At 47.6% G+C, this 21,137-nt stretch carries 25 protein-coding genes; 1 reads left to right on the plus strand and 24 read right to left on the minus strand.

What is annotated here, in order from left to right; translation table 11 throughout:
• Window positions 1-32: 32 nt before the first annotated feature.
• The 23 genes from qcrB to prsW form a co-directional block, all read right to left on the minus strand.
• The gene (qcrB, locus tag N179_RS06195; RefSeq protein WP_012370658.1) at window positions 33-704 is read right to left on the minus strand and encodes a menaquinol-cytochrome c reductase cytochrome b subunit; all 672 of its coding nucleotides are present in this window, start codon (window positions 702-704) and stop codon (window positions 33-35) included.
• A 3-nt stretch (window positions 705-707) separates the two neighbouring features.
• Window positions 708-1,214, minus strand: a complete 507-nt coding sequence (locus N179_RS06200; protein WP_023468631.1) for a ubiquinol-cytochrome c reductase iron-sulfur subunit — start codon at window positions 1,212-1,214, stop codon at window positions 708-710.
• Between the two features lie 104 nt (window positions 1,215-1,318).
• Complete coding sequence (locus N179_RS06205) at window positions 1,319-1,759, minus strand: DUF2487 family protein (protein ID WP_023468632.1); 441 nt, start codon at window positions 1,757-1,759, stop codon at window positions 1,319-1,321.
• A gap of 181 nt (window positions 1,760-1,940) precedes the next feature.
• A complete protein-coding gene (locus N179_RS06210; RefSeq protein ID WP_035396825.1) occupies window positions 1,941-2,471 on the minus strand; it encodes a ReoY family proteolytic degradation factor in 531 nt (176 codons plus the stop codon).
• A 28-nt stretch (window positions 2,472-2,499) separates the two neighbouring features.
• On the minus strand, window positions 2,500-3,786 hold the full coding sequence (locus N179_RS06215) for a tetratricopeptide repeat protein (protein ID WP_023468634.1): 1,287 nt from the start codon (window positions 3,784-3,786) through the stop codon (window positions 2,500-2,502).
• Between the two features lie 11 nt (window positions 3,787-3,797).
• On the minus strand, window positions 3,798-5,054 hold the full coding sequence (gene aroA / locus N179_RS06220; RefSeq protein ID WP_075642524.1) for a 3-phosphoshikimate 1-carboxyvinyltransferase: 1,257 nt from the start codon (window positions 5,052-5,054) through the stop codon (window positions 3,798-3,800).
• Window positions 5,045-6,106, minus strand: coding sequence for a 3-dehydroquinate synthase (gene aroB / locus N179_RS06225; protein ID WP_023468636.1), 1,062 nt, complete (start codon window positions 6,104-6,106; stop codon window positions 5,045-5,047). Before aroB ends, aroA begins: the two co-directional genes overlap by 10 nt.
• Complete coding sequence (gene aroC / locus N179_RS06230; RefSeq protein ID WP_035396818.1) at window positions 6,103-7,257, minus strand: chorismate synthase; 1,155 nt, start codon at window positions 7,255-7,257, stop codon at window positions 6,103-6,105. Before aroC ends, aroB begins: the two co-directional genes overlap by 4 nt.
• A gap of 19 nt (window positions 7,258-7,276) precedes the next feature.
• Window positions 7,277-8,053: a CheR family methyltransferase gene (locus tag N179_RS06235; protein WP_023468638.1), complete on the minus strand. Its 777-nt coding sequence runs from the start codon at window positions 8,051-8,053 to the stop codon at window positions 7,277-7,279.
• A 192-nt stretch (window positions 8,054-8,245) separates the two neighbouring features.
• Window positions 8,246-8,662 (minus strand): nucleoside-diphosphate kinase, encoded by a 417-nt coding sequence (ndk, locus tag N179_RS06240; protein ID WP_023468639.1) that lies wholly within the window; start codon window positions 8,660-8,662, stop codon window positions 8,246-8,248.
• A 93-nt stretch (window positions 8,663-8,755) separates the two neighbouring features.
• Window positions 8,756-9,718: a polyprenyl synthetase family protein gene (locus N179_RS06245; RefSeq protein WP_023468640.1), complete on the minus strand. Its 963-nt coding sequence runs from the start codon at window positions 9,716-9,718 to the stop codon at window positions 8,756-8,758.
• Between the two features lies 1 nt (window position 9,719).
• Entirely contained in the window at window positions 9,720-10,427 is a 708-nt protein-coding gene (locus N179_RS06250; protein WP_023468641.1) for a demethylmenaquinone methyltransferase, read from the minus strand.
• A 22-nt stretch (window positions 10,428-10,449) separates the two neighbouring features.
• A complete protein-coding gene (locus N179_RS06255) occupies window positions 10,450-11,028 on the minus strand; it encodes a heptaprenyl diphosphate synthase component 1 (protein ID WP_023468642.1) in 579 nt (192 codons plus the stop codon).
• 140 nt (window positions 11,029-11,168) lie between these two features.
• Complete coding sequence (locus tag N179_RS06260) at window positions 11,169-11,441, minus strand: HU family DNA-binding protein (RefSeq protein WP_012370671.1); 273 nt, start codon at window positions 11,439-11,441, stop codon at window positions 11,169-11,171.
• Between the two features lie 85 nt (window positions 11,442-11,526).
• Complete coding sequence (locus N179_RS06265; RefSeq protein ID WP_035396816.1) at window positions 11,527-12,261, minus strand: hypothetical protein; 735 nt, start codon at window positions 12,259-12,261, stop codon at window positions 11,527-11,529.
• Entirely contained in the window at window positions 12,258-12,434 is a 177-nt protein-coding gene (locus N179_RS06270; RefSeq protein ID WP_023468644.1) for a DUF2768 domain-containing protein, read from the minus strand. The genes N179_RS06265 and N179_RS06270 overlap by 4 nt, the downstream gene beginning before the upstream one ends.
• Before the next feature lie 39 nt (window positions 12,435-12,473).
• Window positions 12,474-13,499, minus strand: a complete 1,026-nt coding sequence (locus N179_RS06275; RefSeq protein ID WP_023468645.1) for an NAD(P)H-dependent glycerol-3-phosphate dehydrogenase — start codon at window positions 13,497-13,499, stop codon at window positions 12,474-12,476.
• 14 nt (window positions 13,500-13,513) lie between these two features.
• A complete protein-coding gene (gene der, locus N179_RS06280) occupies window positions 13,514-14,824 on the minus strand; it encodes a ribosome biogenesis GTPase Der (protein ID WP_023468646.1) in 1,311 nt (436 codons plus the stop codon).
• A 123-nt stretch (window positions 14,825-14,947) separates the two neighbouring features.
• The gene (gene rpsA / locus N179_RS06285) at window positions 14,948-16,081 is read right to left on the minus strand and encodes a 30S ribosomal protein S1 (RefSeq protein ID WP_023468647.1); all 1,134 of its coding nucleotides are present in this window, start codon (window positions 16,079-16,081) and stop codon (window positions 14,948-14,950) included.
• Between the two features lie 102 nt (window positions 16,082-16,183).
• A complete protein-coding gene (locus tag N179_RS06290; protein WP_075642525.1) occupies window positions 16,184-16,783 on the minus strand; it encodes a lysophospholipid acyltransferase family protein in 600 nt (199 codons plus the stop codon).
• Window positions 16,780-17,454 (minus strand): (d)CMP kinase, encoded by a 675-nt coding sequence (cmk, locus tag N179_RS06295; RefSeq protein ID WP_023468649.1) that lies wholly within the window; start codon window positions 17,452-17,454, stop codon window positions 16,780-16,782. The genes N179_RS06290 and cmk overlap by 4 nt, the downstream gene beginning before the upstream one ends.
• Window positions 17,455-17,530: 76 nt before the next feature.
• A complete protein-coding gene (locus N179_RS06300; protein ID WP_075642526.1) occupies window positions 17,531-18,187 on the minus strand; it encodes a flagellar brake protein in 657 nt (218 codons plus the stop codon).
• A gap of 19 nt (window positions 18,188-18,206) precedes the next feature.
• Window positions 18,207-18,884: a glutamic-type intramembrane protease PrsW gene (gene prsW, locus N179_RS06305; RefSeq protein ID WP_075642527.1), complete on the minus strand. Its 678-nt coding sequence runs from the start codon at window positions 18,882-18,884 to the stop codon at window positions 18,207-18,209.
• Between the two features lie 168 nt (window positions 18,885-19,052).
• Between prsW and N179_RS06310 the strand changes: the two genes are divergently transcribed.
• On the plus strand, window positions 19,053-20,021 hold the full coding sequence (locus tag N179_RS06310) for an asparaginase (protein WP_023468652.1): 969 nt from the start codon (window positions 19,053-19,055) through the stop codon (window positions 20,019-20,021).
• Window positions 20,022-20,073: 52 nt separating this feature from the next.
• Here the strand turns inward: N179_RS06310 and N179_RS06315 are convergent, their stop codons facing one another.
• A complete protein-coding gene (locus tag N179_RS06315) occupies window positions 20,074-21,063 on the minus strand; it encodes a YpdA family putative bacillithiol disulfide reductase (RefSeq protein WP_075642528.1) in 990 nt (329 codons plus the stop codon).
• Between the last annotated feature and the right edge of the window lie 74 nt (window positions 21,064-21,137).

Genomic DNA, 21,137 nt, shown 5'->3' on the forward strand with positions numbered 1-21,137 from the left:
CCCCCTTTTTTGTTGTCTAGATGATAGTCGGTTTAAAGTGGTCCAGAGATCCCTTGTTTACGGATCATCATGAAGTGGGCCCCGAGCAAGACGAACAATGCTGCAGGAAGGAAGAAGACGTGAATCGCAAAGAATCGAGCGATTGTACTTGCGCCGACGATTTCTCCACCCGCAAGGAGGGTCTTCGCGATACCACCGATGACCGGAATACTTTCAGCAATCTGAATCGTAACTTTTGTCGCGAACAATGCTTTCATGTCCCAAGGCAATAGGTATCCTGTCAGACCGAGAGCTAAGACGACGAAGAATAAGAGAACTCCGACGACCCAGTTCAATTCACGTGGTTTTTTGTATGAACCAGTGAAGAAGACACGTAATGTATGTAGGAACAACATTACGATAACGACCGACGCACCCCAGTGGTGCATACCACGAACGATTTGTCCGTGTGCGACTTCATTTTGAAGATAGTAGACGGACGCGTGTGCGTTGATGATGTCCGGTACATAATACATCGTCAAGAACATCCCCGAAAGAATCTGGATGACGATCGTAAAGAACGTCAATCCGCCAAAACAATAAACGAAAGCTGAAAAGTTATGTGCCGGGTTGACGTGCTCCGGTACTTCATGGTCGGCGATATCTCGCCAGAGCGGCGTAATGTCAACGCGCTCATCAATCCAATCATAGATTTTTTGCATCATCGCTTACGCACCTCTTTCGACTGGTTTACCAAGGTAGAGGAAACCATCTTTCTGCTGCATTTCATAACCATCGAGTGGTTTCGTCGGAGGCGTTCCTGGAACGTTGACGCCATCTTTCGTGTACCGACCGAAGTGACATGGGCAATAGAATTGCTCCGGGTGCGTCGGATCTGAACCGAAGCTGACTTGGCAACCTAAGTGTTTACAAATTGGTGAGAGGGCTAAAATTTCTCCCTTATCATCTTTGAACACCCAAGCTGACAACGTTTCTTCGAACTCATACCATGCATCTTGCGTTTGTTTCTTGAAGTCGACCCGTTTTGGTTCTGTCGTGATATCCGACAACTTCATTACTTTTACTTTATCGCCTGCTCCTGATTTCTTCAGGACTGGATCAACTGCGAAGTTGACCATCGGCATGACCATCGTCGCCGCCATGAAACCGCCGACGCCTGTCAATGTATACGTCAAGAACTGACGACGTGTTACGTTAGACCCGTTTTGAGCCATCTCGATCCCCCCTTGTGATGTACGCTGTGCCCCAAGACGACAGTACTTCACACAAATTTCTCACATGGTAATAGTATCTTAATAAAATCATTGCGTCAACCGCTTCATAGCGCGGTCCAACGGTTTCCTAACTGTTCGAGAACTTGTCCTACAAAATTCCCGACCATCTGACCTTGTTGGTCACGACTCATCGTCTCAAGAGCTAGACGTGGCACGTAGATAATCTCTTCGGCGGCAGTCTCCTTCCACCTTAAATCAGCAGTGATGAAGGTGATGAAACGGAATTGCCCGGAAGCAGCCGCTTGACGCCATCCTTCCAACTGTTCGATCGACGGTGCATCGATATAGGTCAGAGCAGGAACGAGCAATGCCCGTCCGGATAGCTGGCGTTCGACTTCGGACGCCACCGTCAATGTCATGTCTGCGCATTCCGCGTAAGCATGCATCGCCTCATCGAAACCGACCGGAAGCAAAGGCACGATCAGCGTATCGATGTACGCTTGCTCGCTTCGTGTCCGCTGTACGTCGGATGGTTTGAAACGCAAGTCATTTCCCCCTTTCTTCGTACTTACAATTCGTCACATTTAATGTATCATATCCGCATTTCCTCCTACTCTCTTAATGTGAACGTTTTATGAAATTCCACTCTATTTTTCTTCATATTTTGCACAAATCTTCACATACGAAAGGACCCTACTACCTCTGCTGGGCAATAGAGTCCTTCTGTTAAGGAAGTTGACTTCGAACGAGCCGTAACTGTTCGGAAAGAGAGTGGAATCGATGTTGATCGCGTGCATCCAGCGCTTCATCAATCAAGCGGACTAAACGTTCTTCTTCCTGCCGATTGACCGTGACCGCGATGAAATGTGTCGCTTCATCCGCTAAGCGCGGTTCAACAGCAACTTCTGGGCGAAACGGATTTTCCTCGAGTAAAGACAAATACTCGTCATCCATCATCATACCTTGAAAGTTCAACTCGATATAGATATCTTCCGCGGTCAGGCGAATATCATGATACGCTTTTTCTGGATCTAGCGTCGTGACATCCCCTTTTTTGAAGAGAAATGGTTCCGCGTCGAATCCGTATGTCGTCATGATGATTGCCTTCGGAGCGAATGTCGCATTTTGGACGAAGTGTACTTGCTCGAGTTTTGCCTCATTACGCAGCCAATAATCGATGATCCATTTCGCTTCCCGTCGCTTTAACGTGTAATAGGTCAAGATGCGGCGTAAGAATCGCTGCTTTCTCTCTATCATCTCAATCCTACTCCCTTCTCCCGTGAAGTCATCCATCCATTCGTTCAACATAGTCGACGAGTTCATTATCTTCTGGTGTCAACATAGCAGCGCGACGGAGAAGACGTTGTCCCTCTTCACGCCGTCCTTCCTCGACGAGTGCGAATCCATACTCTTTCAAGAAGAGCGCATCTTCGGTGAATGCACCTTCGACTATCGCATAATTCTCCATCGCTTGCGTGTATTCCTCTAAGGCATACAAAGCGCGTGCCCGGTACCATGTCAGAATCGGAGCCGTGACGTGTTCTTCGATGGCAGAGATCGTCTCGATCATCGCTTCGTGGTCCTCGTCTTCAGCAAGTAACGACAGCAAGCGTTCCGCTGCGACGATCGATTCCGGATTCAAGGCAAGCGCCTCACGCAGCGCTTGGACGCTTCCAGCGCGATCGCCGAGTTTTAGAAGGAACAAGGCTTCCATCGTCCGCAACTCATCATTGTAATCGTCGCGCTCCATTCCCTGTTTGATGACGTTCAGCGCTTCTTTTGTCAAACCAAGTTCGGCTTGGCTTTCCGCGTATGGTACGTACGCCGACGTATAGTCCGGATCCTGTGCAATCAATTGCTGGAATGTCTCGACCGCTTTTTGGTGTTGACCGACACGGTGAGCCGTCATCGCAAGACCAAACAGTGTATGCAAGTCGGAGCGTTCTGCGACAGCACGTTCGTACAGTGGAATCGCATCTTCAAATTGTCCTGTCATCGCGAGTGATTCCGCGTAAAGGGCATCGAGCGGCAATTCAGCACGTAACTCTGGTCGCTCCGCGATTTCGGCGAATAACGGTACCGCCTGATCAAACGCACCGAGCGTCATGTAGAGCTCAGCCAAACCGTATGCCAGTAACGGTTCGTCCGGTGCAAGGTTACGCGCTTCCTTCAGTTTCGCTAACGCTACTTCGTCAAGACCTTGCGACTGATAGAGGTCAGCGAGTAATACGAGAGAACGTGGACCATATTCCATGTCCGTTGTGTCGACCTGCTCGAGGACGGAGATCGCTTCTTCTTCGCGATCCAAATCGATATAACACTCTGCTAGTAACAAGGCGACTCCCGCATTACCCGCATATTCGACGTAAAGTGGCGCCAAGAGATCGACCGCCCGGTCAGACAATCCGAGTTCGATATAGAGATCGGCAACGGCGAGGCGGTCCTCATCCGTTCCTGTCTTTTCGAGTTTTTCTAATGCTGCTAACGCTTCTGAGGTGTGACCGTGTTCCAATTCTTCGATGATGCCATTCAATAGTTGTTCATTCAAGGCAAACGCCCCACTTTCTGTCATCCGCCTCTTGCTTACTCAGATTGGTCGGATTGAAGTTTCTTTAAATCATCATAGAACGTTGGGTAGCTGACTTCAACTACTTCGCGTCCATGAACCATAATTTCTGGATTGATCGTCGCCGCAATCGTCAACATCATCGCAAGCCGGTGATCACCTGCACTGTCGACTTCCGCTGCTTGCAGAGGTGTCGGTCCTTCGATGATCATGCCGTCATCCGTTGCCTCGATATTCGCTCCAAGACGCTGTAATGCCGTCACGACGGTCTCGATCCGATCCGTTTCCTTGACACGAAGCTCTTGTGCATCGCGAATGATTGTTCGTCCTTCCGCTTGCGTCGCAAGCAAAGCGAGTAACGGAATCTCATCAATCAAGGATGGAATCTGATCACCTTCGACCGTGATTGCTTGTAACGATGTCGTCTCGACGGTCACATCTGCCGTCTCCTCTCCACCGTCTTCTGAGCGATGATTGATTTCGACACTTGCACCCATCTGGCGTAACGTCTGTAAAAAACCAATCCGTGTCGGATTCATCAAGACGTGGGTCGTCGTGATGCGACTATCCTGCCCGATCGCTGCCGCCGTCCACCAAAACGCTGCTGACGATGGATCCCCTGGAATGTCGAGTGACGTTGCTTGTAAGCGTACAGGACCTTGAACACGAATGTGCCGACCATCCTCATGTTCAACGATTGCTACGTCAACGCCGAACTGCGGCAACATCCGTTCCGTATGGTCGCGTGACAGGATCGGCTCGATGACCGTCGTCTCACCCGTCGCATGCAGACCTGCGAGCAACACGGCGCTTTTCACTTGTGCACTTGCGACTGGTAACGTATACGTCGTTCCGACAAGCGGCGTTCCTGTAATGTGAAGCGGCGCCGTCTCACCTGTGATGTTCGCTCCGAACAACGCAAGCGGTTCCGTGATCCGTTTCATCGGACGTCTACGTAAGGAAGCGTCGCCATCGAGCGCGTACGTCGCTTGACCGCCTGCTAGGATACCGCTCAAGAGACGAATCGTTGTCCCCGAGTTTCCGCAATCAATTGTCGCTTCTTGGAACGTATCCGTTCCGGTAATCCGAATTTCCTCTGGTGTTCGATTGATTTGTGCACCAAGCGCCTGCATCGCTTCTAGTGAAGCAAGACAATCGGCCCCTTCAAGTGCGTTTCTGACACGTGTCGTTCCCTCGGCGATTCCGCCGAACAGGAAAGCGCGGTGCGTCATTGATTTATCGCCTGGTACTTGTACTGTTCCTCTTAAGCCCATTCTAGACACCTCACTGTTTGATTGAATGCTTGGCGCAATCGTTCTTCGCTAATCGCTTCTAAAATGAAGCGCCCTTCTTTTTCAAGGACGAATCGAATCATTGCTTGGTGGTTCTTCTTGTCGCGACGCATCAGTTCAAGATAGGTCTTAAACGATTGTCGATTCGGTAATTCCGTTCCAAGACGGTGGAGCAATTGCCCGAGCTGCTTCGCCTGTCCGTCATTTCCTTCCAAGAACTTGACGAAGACAAGTCCGATCCCTACTGCCTCGCCATGCGCAAGACCAGGACTCGCATATTCAACGGCATGACCGAATGTATGTCCATAATTCAAGAACGCACGCATCCCTTGCTCCGTCTCATCTTGTTCGACGATATCCCGTTTCACATTGATCCCCCGTGCGAGCCAGTCTTCTAAGTCGAGTCCTTTGACAGCATCCAGCGAAATATCGAGTAACGAATCCGCAAATGATGGTCGCGCAAGGAACCCATGCTTGACTAACTCAAAGAAGCCACTTCGCCATTCCCGGTCTGGTAATGTCTGAAGGAGCGTTAAATCATATACGACACCACTTGGCTGATAAAATGCACCGACTAAGTTTTTACCGAGGGAGAGGTTGAGACCAACCTTTCCACCAACACTTGAATCATGCGCTAACAGTGTCGTCGGAATTTGAAGGAACGGGATGCCGCGCAAAAAGGTTGCCGCGACGAATCCCGCTAAATCACCAATCATTCCACCACCGAACGCAAGGATCAAGCTATGACGTGTCATCCCGTACCGAACCCCTTCTTCGAGTAGAGCGCCATAGACGGCAAGCGACTTACTGTTCTCCCCTGGCGCAACAGTGCTGATATGAACATCGATCGACGGCGATACATCCGCTAATGCAGCCTGCAATCGATCCATCTGCAAGTGATGTACTGTTTCATCCGTGATGACCCAAATGCGGTCCGCCTCGTTCAGCGCGGAAAGATGCGATAACCGGGCTAATGCCCCATTTCCGATAAGTACTGGATATGACGTGTTCAACCGGATATCAAATTCGATCAAAACGTCCGGACCTCCTCTTTGTAAGCAGCGACGGCAGCCTGAAGGCGATCGAGTGTCGATGTCCCGAACATTTCAAGGATAGCGACCGCAATCTCAAACGCGACGACGGCTTCTAGAACAACCGATGCGGCCGGAACGGCACAGGCATCACTTCGTTCGATTTGTGCCGTGAATGCTTCCTTCGTCTCGATATCGACTGATTGTAGTGGACGATAGAGCGTCGGAATCGGCTTCATCGCAATTTGGACGCGAATCGGCATGCCTGTCGACATTCCACCTTCGATTCCGCCTAGATGGTTCGTCCGCCGATGATAGCCGGATGCATCATGAACGATTTCATCTTGGACGGTACTCCCCTTGCGACGACCGAGTTCATATCCGTCACCAAAACCGACTGATTTCATCGCATTGACGCTGATGACAGCTTGCGCAATTCGACTGTCGAGCTTTAAGTCGTTTTGAGTGAAGGATCCGACTCCTGGCATCATGCCCGTCACGACGACTTCGATTTCACCGCCGAGTGTATCCCCTTCTTTTTTGGCCGCATCAATTTCCTCCATCATCCGTTGCCCTGCTTGTTCGTCAGCACAGCGAACGGGTGAAGCGTCAATCGTTTCCTGATGTTCGACGGGATCTTTCCACGGTGCATCGATGCCACCAATCGACCGTACGTGCGAGAACACTTCAATCCCGAGTTCATTCAGTAATTGTTTAGCGAAGGCGCCGACGGCAACGCGTGCTGCCGTCTCACGAGCGGAAGAACGTTCTAGTACATCGCGTAAATCGCGATGACCGTACTTCAATCCACCAACGAGATCCGCATGTCCGGGGCGTGGACGCGTCAACGTCCGCGGGCGCTCCAACTGTTCTTCGAGCGGTTCCGCTTGCATGACTTGTGTCCAGTGCGTATGATCCTTATTCTCGATGAACAAACTGATCGGTGATCCTGTCGTGTATCCATGACGGATCCCGCCACGCGCATCGATTTGATCCTGTTCGATTTGCATGCGTCGTCCGCGTCCGTATCCGCCTTGGCGACGTGTCATTTCACGCTGGATGGCTTCGAAATCAATCGTGAGTCCTGCTGGCATCCCATCGATGATGACGGTCAACCCTTTTCCATGTGATTCTCCTGCTGTCATGTAACGCATTCGCTTCATCCCTTCCTGATCAACCGATTTTTTCGTAAAAGAAGCTCTGTTTCATCTTTAACCCAAACCGTTCGGGTTGGAAAATTTGTTCCGTTCCACCAACGAATAAGATTCCGCCTGGCTTTAAGGCCTCGACGAACGAACGATAGACGTGCGCTTTCGCTTCTTCTGTAAAATAAATCAGCACGTTGCGGCAGATGATTAAATCAAACCCCGTATCGTACCGGTCTCCTAACAGATTATGTTTACTGAAACGAACGAGTCGTTTGATTTCCGGAACGACTTCGAACGTTTGCTCTTGCTCAATGAAGTATTTCTTTTTACGCGCTTCGACGACTTCATTCAATGCAGAAGCTCCGTATCGACCAAGCTTGGCTTTTTCTAGGACGAGTTCATCCAAATCTGTTGCTTGAATCGTAAAGGCGGATGGATCGAGCCGTTCACTTAAAATCATCGCAAGGGAGTATGGTTCTTCTCCGGTCGAACAAGCTGCGCTCCACGTCCGGATTCGTCCATGTGCTCGCGACTCTAGGATCGGTAAGATATCTTGTTCCAATTGTTGCCAACGAATCGGATTACGGAAAAATTCACTGACATTGATCGTCATTCGATCTAAAAACTCGTCGTATAACGATGTGTCCTTATCCATTGCCTGCATATAAGAAGCAAATGTACTATATCCTTTTTTGTCACGTAACGCCGTCAATCGCCGTTTCATCTGTGCTTCTTTATACTGACCGAGATCAATCCCTGATTTGGTCTTGAATCGTTGAATAAAAAGTTCATAATCTTCCAATTGGCACACCTCGCTCACTCTCGATATCGAATGGTCATCTCCATGACCGGTTCAACTTATTTTCTATAGTAGCATAAAGCTATAGGCATTCCAAAAAGCAATTCGACAATTGGGTCATTCCGTTTTACAAGAACACGACAAAAGGGATTCGATCAAATCGAATCCCTTCCCCGTTGTCTTTCTATTCATGAATTACGCGTTGACTGGCTGTCCTTGAAACCAGAGGGCAAGCTCACGCTCCGCACTCTCGACACTATCTGAACCATGGATGACGTTCTCACTCATCGTGTTCGCGAAATCACCACGGATCGTTCCAGGTGCTGCTTCAAGTGGTTTTGTTTTCCCGATCATCAAACGCGAGACGGCAACGACGTCTGCACCCTCGACACGAAGTGCAACGACAGGACCTGATGTGAGGAAAGTGACCAACTCTCCAAAGAACGGTTTCTCCGCATGCTCTTCGTAATGTGCTTTTGCTAACTCTTCTGTGACGTTCATCATTTTCATTTCACGAATGATGAATCCTTTGCGTTCGATCCGTCCAATGATTTCCCCAATCAATCCACGTTCTACGCCATCCGGTTTGACCATCAAAAATGTCTGTTCCATCTCTAGTTCCCCCTATGAAATGCTTTTAGAAAAGCGCTTACATAGTCAGTTTACTGGCTTTTAAGAAGAACAGCAAGAAATTTTTGACAATCTTCAACCTTTTCGTTTTCCAACGTAGCGCGCGACTTCTTCAAGCGATCGCTTCGCAGAGGATTTAGGTAATGGTTCGAGACGTTTGATGGCACGATGGATGTAATGATCGACTGTTTGTTGCGTTCGTTCGAGAGCACCCGAAGTTTGAAGAAACGACAATAAAGGTGCGACTTCTTCATGTGTTGGCATACTCTCGATTTTTGAAAGACGTTCATAAAAGACAGCATCTTCTGCACCATAAAAGACAGGTAATGTTTTGTGTCCATGACGCAAATCCTCTGCTACGGGCTTACCAAGTTCTGTGCGATTCGCTGTGAAATCAAGCAAATCGTCAGCAATTTGAAACGCAAGTCCGATATCTCGTCCAAACAACCGTAACGCTTTCGTATCGGCTGCAGAACAGTTCGCAACAATGGCACCTAGGTGACAACTCGCTTCGATGAGAATGGCTGTTTTTCGTTCGATCCGTTTGATGTAGCGTTTAATCGACTGTTCCCAATCATATTGGTCATAGATTTGTTCAATCTCACCTTCGCAAATTTCACGCATCGTATGGACCATCACTTGGACAAGTTCCGGCTTTCCGACTTCACCAATCAATCGAATCGCCTCTCCAAACAGATAGTTCCCGGAATACAGTGCGACTTCTTCATCAAAGTATTGCATGACAGTCGGTTTCCCTCGTCGTAGTTCCGCGTCATCAATGACATCGTCATGAACGAGTGATGCCATATGGACGAGCTCAAGACTGGCCGCCACACGAATCAGCTCATCCCGATCTGCTTCACCGAATTTAGACGCTAACAATACGAATGCCGGTCGAATCCGTTTTCCACCAGCCTTCAACAGTTGCTTTCCTGCCGCATCGATCGTTGGTTCCTCAGAAGCGATATGACTGATCAGAAAACGATCGACTAAATTAACTTCCTTCGTGACATCACGGTATATGGAATGCAGTGACATCTCACCACTTCTTCCCAAGGTGCATCGCAGCAGCCCCACCCGCGAATGCCTTGACTTCCACTTGCATGAAGCCTGCCTGTTCGAAGAGTTGTTTCAGTTCGACGCGGTCGAGGAACACTTCCGTCGATTCTTGTAGCCAGTTGTATTGATCGTATGATTTCGCAAGCAATCGCCCGACTTGTGGCATGATTTTTCCGAAATACAATGAATATGCCTCGCGGAAAATCGGTGCCGTCGGTTGACTCGTCTCGAGACAGACGACCGTTCCACCTGGTTTTAAGACACGATGCATCTCTTTGATGACCTGTAGATAATCCGGTACGTTTCGTAGACCAAACCCGATCGTCACATAATCAAACGAGTTATCACCGAACGGTAGATCCATCGCATTTCCGTGAATCAATTCGATGTTTTTCATATCGAGCGCTTCTACCTTCTCCACGCCGACTCTTAGCATGTTCTCTGAAAAATCAAGTCCTTTGATGACACCTGTCGGACCGGCTGCTTTCGCTAGTTGAATCGTCCAGTCCGCTGTTCCACAACAAAGATCGAGACATTTAGCACCCGGGAAGACTTGCATCCGGCGCATCGTCTCGCGTCTCCATAGTTTATGCAGTCGGAAGCTGATGACTGAATTCATTTGATCATAGTTCGTTGATATCGATTGAAACACTTCATATACTTTTTTTTCTTTATCTTTTGCCTGCACACCGCTCACCCTTTCCAAGATCTCATGCTACCGCCATCTGCTCGAGATGCGATAACAGTAATTTCTGTGCGACCAGATCCAATTGTTCTGCCTGTTGTTGAATGATCTGCCGCCCCTGTCGTGTCAGCCATTCTCGTTTCGTGATTGCTGCGAGTCCTTGCATTAATCCGAACTCTGCTGTTAACCATAAGAGAACTCGTTCTTCCGTCGATGCATAATTCATTTCGTGAAGGGCACACTTTGCCTCGTTGACCCGTTGAATCGTCCGTCCGAGTGAAACGAGAATCTCTTTTGGTAACCCAGCTAGCTGTTCGAAAAAGTAGCTCGAGAATAAATCTCCTGCTAATACAAGCAACTGTCGCTCCTTCGAACCGCGTAGGGTTTCATTGACACGCTCATGCAGACGTAGCGCTACTTGTGCGAAATGAATCGCTTTGACGAGTGCTTCCGTATCCAGCGTGTCATGTTGAGCGACATCAATCAACCAACTGATCTGTTCACGATCGATGGAAGGGAAATCCACATGTCGAGCCAATCGTGTCGTTTGTTTAGTGGTGAGTGCAGTGATGATTTCATCCACGCGCAGCTCATGTTGTTCCATGCTTTTACCCCCCGATCTCCAGTGCCATCTCGTTGATGGACGTTCTTCTTTTTTAATATACCATAATCGGCGGGCTTTCACGCTTCTGAATGTCCACAAAAAAGCCGCCCGAGAAAATCTCGGGCGACTATGTAGCCGGATTACTTCACAGCATCTTTCAATGCTTTACCTGGTTTGAAGGCAGGTACTTTACTTGCTGGAATCTCGATATCTTCTTTCGTACGTGGGTTGCGACCTTTACGGGCTGCACGCTCACGGACTTCGAAGTTACCAAATCCAATCAATTGGACTTTTTCTCCAGACTGAAGTGTCTCAGTGATCGATTCGAATGTTGATTCAACAACTTTCGTCACGTCTTTTTTTGTAAGACCTGATTTTTCGACGACTGCTTGAATGAGTTCAGTTTTGTTCATTACTTTCACCCCCTCCCAATCACTTCTTCGAGGGTAATCATACCCCATAAACGTTGCTATTACAACATTTTCGTGTAAATAACGTTCAATTTTCAGATTCTTCGCTCGATTTCTCTGAAAACACAGGTTCGCCTTTTTCGTTTATCGTGTAGCTTTGAGAATAGGCAGGAACAAAAGGTTGATCTTCATAGAGCAAATACCGAATATCTTGACCGACTTTCGGCTTTTTCTTCGCAGTTTGAACAGCTTTCTTCAACTCTGGTAAATAGTTGATGAAGAGGCGTCCTTGACCATCGACATAGATTGACAACTTTTCATCTGAATACGGACTTGGGACAGTCGGTTCTTTTTTGATGAATAGTTTTTTATAGTCAAGCGTAAACTGGTTTTTTCCGAACGATCCTTTAAACGGATACTTTTCGTTCTTCTTCCGATACGCATCAATCCGAACTTGGAGCTTCTGTAACTCTTCTGCAACAAGTAAATCCATCAACTTAACAGTTGGTTTCGTGTCGACATCAACTAACAGATAGATGAATGTTCCGCCACCTTCAAAACTGTTTGATGGTGGGTCACTCATATAACGCGGAATGAGCCGCCCTAATTCGATTTGATAACGCTCCATGAGCGGAGTGTCCGCTTCCATCGTCTTAATGGGCAAAACACCCGTGTCTTTTTGATACGCATCGACAGCATCCTGTACGGTACGTAACTGTTGCGGATACGGTACGCGGTTCGACGGTTTCTGACTGTCTGGAAATAGACAACCTGATAACAACGTCACCGGAATGAGCATGAGGATCACGAACCACTTCTTCATGCGCTTGGTCCCGCCATGACGATGAACACCATGATGATCGATGCGACGATGAAACAGACGAATGCCAAAGTCGATACGAGAATCTGCCATATCCCTTTCAATTTCGTCCGACTGACCGTGACCAGCAAGACACTGATCGCAAAGAGTCCGATGCCAGCGAACGAGATCCACATTTTTATTAATCCTGGACTCAAGGTTTCCACCCCACTCCGTTAATCTTTCGTCGTGAAGAGATGCTCGATTTCATTTTTTTGTGGTCGTTGCATCAACTTTTTGACTTCTTCTTCCGGCGTATGACCATCGAAAAGAACGTGGTATAACGCAGAAGTGATTGGCAGTTCGCACTGCTTCGTCTCCGCTAAATCATAGGCGGCTTGTGTCGCACGAACACCTTCGACGACCATTCCCATGTTTTCTAGCACCGTTTCTAACTTTTCACCGCGACCGATGGCATTCCCCGCACGCCAATTGCGACTATGGACCGATGTACAAGTAACGATCAAGTCACCCATTCCCGTCAATCCAGTAAACGTCATCGGTTTAGCTCCAAGCATCGTACCGAGACGCGCCATTTCGACCATTCCACGCGTTATCAAAGCAGCTTTCGCGTTGTCACCATAACCAAGACCATCCGTCATCCCGGCGGCAAGCGCGATGATGTTCTTCAAAGCACCACCGAGTTCTGCGCCAATGATATCCGCATTCAGATAGACACGGAAGTTTTCATTCGTGAACAGCTCTTGAACACGACCTGCTTCTTCTAAATCTTCTGAAGCAATCGTTACCGTCGTCGGTTTACGTAATGCGACCTCTTCAGCATGGGATGGACCCGTCAAGACACAAATCGCTTTACGCTTCGCTGGATCGACCTCTGCTTCGATTAATTCTGACAACCGAAGATGTGTCTTTGGCTCGATTCCTTTCGATGCATGGATCAAAACGACAGGTTCCGTCAGCAACTCATTTAGTTGACGAGAAACCGCTCGAATCGCAGAGGATGGTGTGACGATCAAGATATGCGTCGCCCCTTCGACCGCTTCTTTAAGATCCGTCGTTGCCTTTAATGCTTTTGGTAACGCAACACCTGGCAAGAACTGCGTATTTTCATGATGCTCATTGATGCGGTCGACATTCATTTGTTCACGACCGTAAAGAATGACTTCTTGATCATTATCAGCTAAGACGAGCGAGAGGGCTGTTCCCCAGCTCCCTGCTCCGATGACTGCGATTTTGGTCATACTGACTCACCTCATTATTGTTTTTGACGGGCTAAAATCCGGATTGGTGTACCTGTGAAGTCAAATGCCTCCCGGATCCGGTTCTCGAGATATCGTTTATAGGAGAAGTGCAACAATTCTGGATCATTGACGAACAAGACGAACGTTGGCGGACGTGACGCGACTTGAGTCGCATAGTTGATCCGAAGACGAACCCCTTTATCCGTCGGCGCCGGGTTCATCGCGACCGCGTCAACGATGACATCGTTCAAGACACTTGTCTGAATACGTTGTGCATGACTGTGTGCTGCTTGTTGAATGACCGGTAACAACGTCTGCAAACGACGTTTTGTTTTTGCTGAGACGAAGACGATCGGTGCATAGTCAAGGAAACGGAATTCTTCCCGGATCTCTTCTTGCATCTTTTTCATCGTCTTATCATCTTTTTCGACAGCATCCCATTTATTGACGACAATGATGACCGCACGACCTGCTTCGTGCGCATATCCCGCCACTTTTTTATCTTGCTCGATGATGCCTTCTTCGCCATCAAGAACGACACAGACGACATCTGCCCGTTCGATTGCTTTTTGAGCACGCATGACGCTAAAACGTTCTGTTGATTCATAGACTTTCCCGCGTTTTCGCATCCCGGCCGTATCGATGATGACGTATTCTTGATCATCCCGTGTAAACGGTGTATCGATCGCATCGCGTGTCGTACCAGCGATGTTCGAGACGATGACACGTTCTTCACCGAGAATCGAGTTCGTCATACTTGATTTCCCGACGTTCGGACGACCAATCAAGGCAAACTTGATCGTACTTTCGTCATATTCTAATTCTTCTTTATCTGGTGCGAGTTCAAGGACACGGTCAAGTAAATCACCGAGACCAAGACCATGTGTACCAGAAATCGGGAACAAGTCTCCGAATCCAAGGGAGTAAAATTCATACATTAAATCACGCATTTCAAAGTTATCGACTTTATTGACAGCGACGACGACCGGTTTGTTCGAACGGAATAACATGTTCGCGACTTCCTCATCCGCTGCTGTAATTCCTTCGCGTCCGTTCACCATGAAAATGATGACATCCGCTTCATCAATGGCGAGCTCCGCCTGATGACGCATCATTTGAAGTAGGGGCTCATCCCCGACTTCGATTCCACCTGTATCAATCAAATGAAAATGACGATTCAGCCATTCTCCAGTTCCGTAAATACGGTCGCGGGTAACGCCTGGCTTGTCTTCTACGATTGAAACCCGATCTCCAATCACCCGGTTAAAAATCGTCGACTTTCCGATATTTGGGCGACCTACGATCGCCACGACTGGAATTGCCATCCCAACACCTTCTTTCTCTTCTCTCGCTTCATAGCCGTTCTATTGTATCAAATCAAACTGTCATATACCATAACAAACCGCATATAAAAAGCGGACACGCTTGTGTCCGCTTTGTGTCATTACTTATTCTTTCTGATCAGAATCGTCTTCAGTCAAGTCAGCGACTGAGAATCCTTCTGATTGATTCGTATAATCCGAATAATCGTCAGCGGATGATTCTTCCTCTTCAAGGACACGTGTTGATAGCGAAATCTTATGCTCATCAAGACGCACTTCGAGTACTTTCGCCTCAATTTCCTGTCCTTCTTCGAGTACTTCCGAAGGTGAACCGATGTGACGGTTCGCAATTTGCGAAATGTGTAAAAGTCCTTCTACTTGTGGCGCAAGTTCGATGAAAGCCCCGAACTGAACGAGACGACGCACACGTCCTTTGACGATATCGCCAGCTTCGATCTTCCCTTCCATCTGTTGCCATGGACCAGGTTGTGTTTCCTTGATCGATAACTTCACCTTTTCCGTATCACGGTCGACACCAAGTACTTTGACTTCGACTTTTTGACCTTCCGTGACGATATCCGAAGGACGTTCGACACGGTGGTGTGCCATCTCCGAAATATGAACGAGACCGTCGACGCCACCGATATCAACGAAAGCACCAAAGTCCGTTAAACGTTGGACTGTACCTTCGAGGATTTGACCTACTTCTAAATTTTCGAGTGTCTCTTTTTTCTTCGCGTTCAATTCGCCTTCAACGACCGCTTTATGCGAGAGAATGACACGGTTCTTCTCTTGATCGAGTTCAACGACCTTGACTTCGATCGAACGACCGATGTAATCCGAGAAATCCTCGACATAATGCCGTTCGACGAGTGACGCCGGAATGAATCCGCGGACACCGATATCAACGACGAGTCCACCTTTGACGATGTCCTTGACGACAACTTCAAAGATTTCACCTGATTTATACTTCTCTTCTACTTGCTCCCACGCTTTGAGCGCGTCGATTTCTCGTTTCGAGACGACGACCTCTTCATCCGTGATTTTCTTGACCTTCACTTGTAGTTCATCTCCGACGTTCAGCACGCCGCGAATATCATCGAGATGAAGACTCGATACTTCGCTGATCGGTAAGATGGCTTCTGTTTTATATCCGATATCAATGAGTGCTTGCTTGTCTTCAATTTTCACGACCATTCCGGTAACTACCTGGTCCCGATGAATTTCAAAATCAGGCATATCTTTCATTTCTTCGACCATTCCAAAACAACCTCCTCACGATGAGTACAAGAAACGCCTGACACATGTCAATGCGTTTATCCTGCTTCTAACTTCTTACAATTCTGACTATTTGTCAAGGTATTAAGCGTGATTGAAGTAGACGGATTTGATTTCGTCCATGATTCGGTCAGAAATCGATTTCGCCGCGCCCCGCTGGTCACGTAAATCCGAGATATCAACCGGTTTTCCGACCGCAACGTGCATCCGTTTGAACGGGCGATATGATCCGATGATTGCAATCGGTAAAATCTGAGCATTCGATCGTAACGCAAAGAACCCGACTCCTGGTTGTGCTGCTGTGAATTCACCTGGCGCAGATCGCGTTCCTTCTGGGAAAATACCGACCGTCTCATCCGTATTCAAGAGCTCAATCGTCCGTTTCAAAGCTTGACGATCGCCTTGACCGCGACCGACAGGATATGTTCCTGCCGCAATCATTAATTGTTTTAAGGCAGGAACTTTGAACAGTTCTTCTTTTGCCATGTAACGAACCGCGCGTTTTGGCGGAATCGCGCTGACGAGGAAGACTGGGTCCCAGTTCGAGCTGTGGTTGGCACAGACAAGTAAGGAACCGTCTTTCGGAATATTCTCTTGCCCAGTCACTTTCAATCGGAAGACTGTTTTCGCAATGACCCAGACGACAAACCGCGCAATCCGGTAAATGGTATCTTGACGTTTCATTTTAGGACACCCTCTGCTAGCTCCATCAATCGGACGACGACTTCATCAATCGTCATCTCTGTCGTATCGAGATATAGTGCATCGTCAGCTTGGCGTAATGGCGAGACTTCACGCTCACTGTCGCGCTTATCACGCAGTGCGATCTCTTCTTGAAGAATCGTGATGTCACTGTCCATTCCACGCGCGATATTTTCACGATGTCTTCGAGCTGCACGCTCTTCCACAGTTGCCGTTAAAAAGACTTTTAATTCTGCATCCGGCAATACGACTGTACCGATATCACGTCCATCCATGACGATTCCGCCGCGTTCAGCTAATTTTCGCTGTGCCGTGACGAGTGCAGCCCGGACTTCTTTTTGACGAGCGACGAACGAGACATTATTCGTGATTTCGATGGAACGAATCGCATCCGTCACTTCGCGATCACCAATAAAGACACGTTGCCCGTTTTCGCCTGGTGTTAAACGAATATCAAGCGATTTCATTAATTCTCCGAGCGCTTCCCCATTATTGAGATCAAGCGATTGTTCAAGTGCTGCCAACGTCACGGCCCGGTACATAGCTCCTGTATCAATGTATACATAGTCAAGGCGTGCTGCCAATTGTTTTGCGATCGTACTTTTCCCAGCACCCGCTGGTCCATCTAAAGCGATTTGAATCTTTTTCATCATCCATCCAATCCTTCCATCTTCCCTATGATTGATAGGGATTCATTCTTCCGAACGTTATCATAGCAAAAAAATGCGGTCAGGTGAATGGATTCATGCCCCTTCTTGAACTTTTCATTTGCATTTGATAACAGTGACGCAACACAAGTTCACGACTTCTGTCGGGAATCATCGTAAATTGAAAGGCTAATTCATATCGTTCTTCCCGTCGATCGATTCGAACAAGTTCAGCCACGACGTCTAGTGTACTTGATACCCCATCACCCGTAGGTAAGATGAATGTCATCTCCACTTCTTCATCTTTTGCAATCGGTAATTGATCTGACAAGATCATCATTCCACCAGCCGATAAATCAAGCGTCACCGTCGTAAACGGCTCGAAATGCGCGTTATGAGGATGTACAGCGACATCGAGTATTTGCGGCACTCGAACGAACTGGCGTCGTTGGATGCGTTCGATTTGATCATCCTTTGGTCGTTTCAAAGCATAACGTTGACCACGAAGTGGATCATTTTGTCGTTCAACGACGACCGTATCAAATCCAAATAATTTGCCTTTCTCCTTGAAAAAATAAAATGAAACTTCTTCTTGCTCTGACAAGATGAATGTTTTAAGTGTCGCGACCTCACTCGGCGCTTCAATCCAAATCAAACGGTTCGTCACGGCCGTCACTTTTGAGCGACCTTGTCGATCCTCACTATTCGAAAGCATTACCAAATCCCCGATTTCCATCATGTTACTCCGCTCCTACTCTCTATTCGATACCATCTGAATGTTGTTTTTTCCGTTTAAATCGTCGATTCAAACGATTGGCACCTCGTACTTGAAATAATCCAATCGTCCATAAGATAACCATAAAGATAATTGGCAAAAAAGATATACCACCATTTTCCAATATTAACAAATTAAATAAGATATGCGCAAATACCGGAAGCGCAATCGAAAGGGATAGCCAACGATAAGGATGAGGCGAGAATTTCGCCATCCCCATGAAGAATCCCATGATGACAGCAAACAATGCATGCCCAGATACGGGTAAGAGTGCCCGGAAGAGCATATGTTCGACAGTTCCATTCACCATCAGATATAAAATATTCTCAAGCGTTGCGAACCCAAGTGAACAGGCTACCGCGTAGATGATCCCGTCGTAATAATCATTAAACCGTTGATGAATATAGACCGTATAAAAGACGACAAACCATTTGGCGAATTCTTCCGTAACGGCTGTTCGAATCAACTGCACCTCTTCACGCCCACCAAATTCGGTCTGGACGATATAGTCGATGAACATCAAGGGAAAGACCAGTAAAATACCGAAAATGAAACTTCGAAGGATATAGCCGACTGGCTCCGACTCATGTTCGTGACGGAGATAAAAATAAGTTAGGAGTGCGATGCCTGGGGCAACTCCGGAGAAAACGATTTGAACCACGCTTCCTCTCCCCCTTTCTTCCTCATTTATAAGAATAAAGGTTTCTTGGAAAAAAGAAAACGTCCTCGTTGTTTCAAGAGGGAAAAAGGTTACAATATGGGAGAACGAACCGAATCCGTCATAGAAAGTAGGTGAAGGTCTTCTGTCTGTAGACAAGGACCCTTTAGCATGAAATCATTATTACTCATTCATACGGGTGGAACGATCGCCATGGCACAGGATCATGCTGGTCATGTCTTACCAAATGATATCAATCCACTCGATGCTTCACTCCCGCGAGCAACAGATATTGCCAACATCACGACGCGTCACTTCGCAAACTTACCTTCTCCGCACATGACACCTGACATCATGTTGCGTCTAGCCCATTTCATCGAGAGTGAGCTCAAGAAGGAACATTACGACGGCGTCGTCATCACTCACGGCACGGACACACTGGAAGAGACGGCTTATTTCTTACATTTGACGCTTGGCGCACCTGTTCCGATCGTTTTGACAGGAGCTATGCGTTCTTCCAATGAGGTCGGATCCGATGGTGAGTTTAATCTGATTACGGCACTTCGTGTCGCTGTCAGTGAAGCTGCGCGCGGAAAAGGTGTCCTCGTCGTCTTCAACGGGGAAATTCATTCGGCATTCAACGTCACAAAAACGCATACGTCATCCGTCGATACGTTCAAATCCGTTCATTTCGGAAACCTTGGGATGGTAACGAAGGATCATGTCTACTTATTCAATACACCGCTCTTAAAACAAACACACATGGTGACTTCGCTCTCAAAACGGGTCGCCGTTCTCAAAGTCTATGCCGGTATGGAACCCGACTTATTACTTGCTGTGAAACAACTCGGCTATGATGGACTCGTCCTTGAAGTCCTCGGTCAAGGAAATGTACCACCAAGTATCGTGGATGCGATCGCTGAATTGATTACCGTCATGCCGATCGTCATCGTCAGCCGTTGTTTCAACGGAATCGTTCAAGACGTCTACGGATATACGGGTGGCGGACAACAATTAAAAGAACTCGGCGTCATTTTCTCAAATGGACTGAATTCACAAAAAGCGCGGCTTAAACTGATGGTCGAACTTGAAATCGATGCTTCACAACTAGAACTCGAAGAATCATTCCGCGTTGAATAAATGAAAAAACCTCTTGATTCGGAAATTTTCCTTCCAAATCAAGAGGTTTTGTTTAGGCTTGTATCGATACACCACGTAACCGTTCAACGAGATGATTGGCAATGCTTGCACCGTGAAAACGTCCATTTTCAATGAATATTTTATTAGCGTCAAATCCTGCTGCCACGACACCTGCGATATAGATGCCCGGGACATTCGACTCCATCGTCTCTTCGTCATGACTTGGAATACCTGTTTTACGATCAATCGTAATGCCTGTGTCAGCGAACAATCCGACATCGGGTGTGTAACCTGTCATCGCAAACACAAAATCAGCACGGACGGTCTGTTTATCTCCATCTATTTGATAAACCACCTCTTGCTCCGTAATTTCTTCGATTGACGCTCCAAAAATCATCTTGACCTTTTCCGAACGAACGAGAGATTCGAAGTTCGGCAACACCCATGGTTTGATGGATGGACTATACTCCGGTCCACGGTAAAGGACTGTCACACGTGCTCCCGCTTTTTCAAGTTCAATCGCTGCATCGACGCTCGAGTTTTTTCCACCGATGACGACGACATCTTGATCAAAATACGGATGTCCTTCCGTAAAGTAGTGCGAGACATGAGATAATTCCTCTCCAGGAACATCCATTCGATTCGGTAAACCATAATAACCTGTCGCAAGCACGACGGAGCGAGCTTCTCGGCTTCTTTTTTCCCCGGAACGCTCCGAATGGATAATAAAATGATCCGCTTGACGTTCAATCCGCTCAACCGTCTCAAACGGACGAATCGTCAACTGTTTTCGTTTAACGACTTCTCGATAATAGACGAGCGCGTCGAGACGTCGCGGTTTTAATTCTTTATTGATAAAAGGTATACCACCAATTTCTAACTTCTCACTACTTGAAAAGAACGTTTGATGCGTCGGATAACGATAGATCGCTTCGACGATATTTCCCTTTTCGAGCACTTCGACGTCTAGTCCCCGATCTTGCATTTCGATCGCTGCCGATAACCCACACGGTCCTGCACCGATTACGATACAATCTAACATTCGAATATCTCCTCTTCCGGTTGCTTTTTTTATATCTTAGCAAATCTCTACCATAGACGAAAGAAATTGCAATG

This window comes from Exiguobacterium indicum HHS 31, from assembly GCF_001939065.1.
GTDB lineage: Bacteria > Bacillota > Bacilli > Exiguobacteriales > Exiguobacteriaceae > Exiguobacterium_A > Exiguobacterium_A indicum.

What these genes read in the sequence shown, in the direction of transcription:
- cmk (WP_023468649.1), bottom strand. Translation starts at nt 17,454, where the DNA reads ATGATGAAAAAGATTCAAATCGCTTTAGATGGACCAGCGGGTGCTGGG.
- N179_RS06270 (WP_023468644.1), bottom strand. Translation starts at nt 12,434, where the DNA reads ATGTGGATCTCGTTCGCTGGCATCGGACTCTTTGCGATCAGTGTCTTG.
- N179_RS06275 (WP_023468645.1), bottom strand. Translation starts at nt 13,499, where the DNA reads ATGACCAAAATCGCAGTCATCGGAGCAGGGAGCTGGGGAACAGCCCTC.
- N179_RS06210 (WP_035396825.1), bottom strand. Translation starts at nt 2,471, where the DNA reads ATGATAGAGAGAAAGCAGCGATTCTTACGCCGCATCTTGACCTATTAC.
- aroA (WP_075642524.1), bottom strand. Translation starts at nt 5,054, where the DNA reads ATGGGCTTAAGAGGAACAGTACAAGTACCAGGCGATAAATCAATGACG.
- N179_RS06245 (WP_023468640.1), bottom strand. Translation starts at nt 9,718, where the DNA reads ATGTCACTGCATTCCATATACCGTGATGTCACGAAGGAAGTTAATTTA.
- aroC (WP_035396818.1), bottom strand. Translation starts at nt 7,257, where the DNA reads ATGCGTTACATGACAGCAGGAGAATCACATGGAAAAGGGTTGACCGTC.
- N179_RS06200 (WP_023468631.1), bottom strand. Translation starts at nt 1,214, where the DNA reads ATGGCTCAAAACGGGTCTAACGTAACACGTCGTCAGTTCTTGACGTAT.
- N179_RS06265 (WP_035396816.1), bottom strand. Translation starts at nt 12,261, where the DNA reads ATGAAGAAGTGGTTCGTGATCCTCATGCTCATTCCGGTGACGTTGTTA.
- qcrB (WP_012370658.1), bottom strand. Translation starts at nt 704, where the DNA reads ATGATGCAAAAAATCTATGATTGGATTGATGAGCGCGTTGACATTACG.
- rpsA (WP_023468647.1), bottom strand. Translation starts at nt 16,081, where the DNA reads ATGGTCGAAGAAATGAAAGATATGCCTGATTTTGAAATTCATCGGGAC.
- N179_RS06290 (WP_075642525.1), bottom strand. Translation starts at nt 16,783, where the DNA reads ATGAAACGTCAAGATACCATTTACCGGATTGCGCGGTTTGTCGTCTGG.
- ndk (WP_023468639.1), bottom strand. Translation starts at nt 8,662, where the DNA reads ATGGAACAGACATTTTTGATGGTCAAACCGGATGGCGTAGAACGTGGA.
- N179_RS06215 (WP_023468634.1), bottom strand. Translation starts at nt 3,786, where the DNA reads ATGACAGAAAGTGGGGCGTTTGCCTTGAATGAACAACTATTGAATGGC.
- der (WP_023468646.1), bottom strand. Translation starts at nt 14,824, where the DNA reads ATGGCAATTCCAGTCGTGGCGATCGTAGGTCGCCCAAATATCGGAAAG.
- N179_RS06310 (WP_023468652.1), top strand. Translation starts at nt 19,053, where the DNA reads ATGAAATCATTATTACTCATTCATACGGGTGGAACGATCGCCATGGCA.
- N179_RS06260 (WP_012370671.1), bottom strand. Translation starts at nt 11,441, where the DNA reads ATGAACAAAACTGAACTCATTCAAGCAGTCGTCGAAAAATCAGGTCTT.
- N179_RS06315 (WP_075642528.1), bottom strand. Translation starts at nt 21,063, where the DNA reads ATGTTAGATTGTATCGTAATCGGTGCAGGACCGTGTGGGTTATCGGCA.
- N179_RS06300 (WP_075642526.1), bottom strand. Translation starts at nt 18,187, where the DNA reads ATGATGGAAATCGGGGATTTGGTAATGCTTTCGAATAGTGAGGATCGA.
- N179_RS06255 (WP_023468642.1), bottom strand. Translation starts at nt 11,028, where the DNA reads ATGGAACAACATGAGCTGCGCGTGGATGAAATCATCACTGCACTCACC.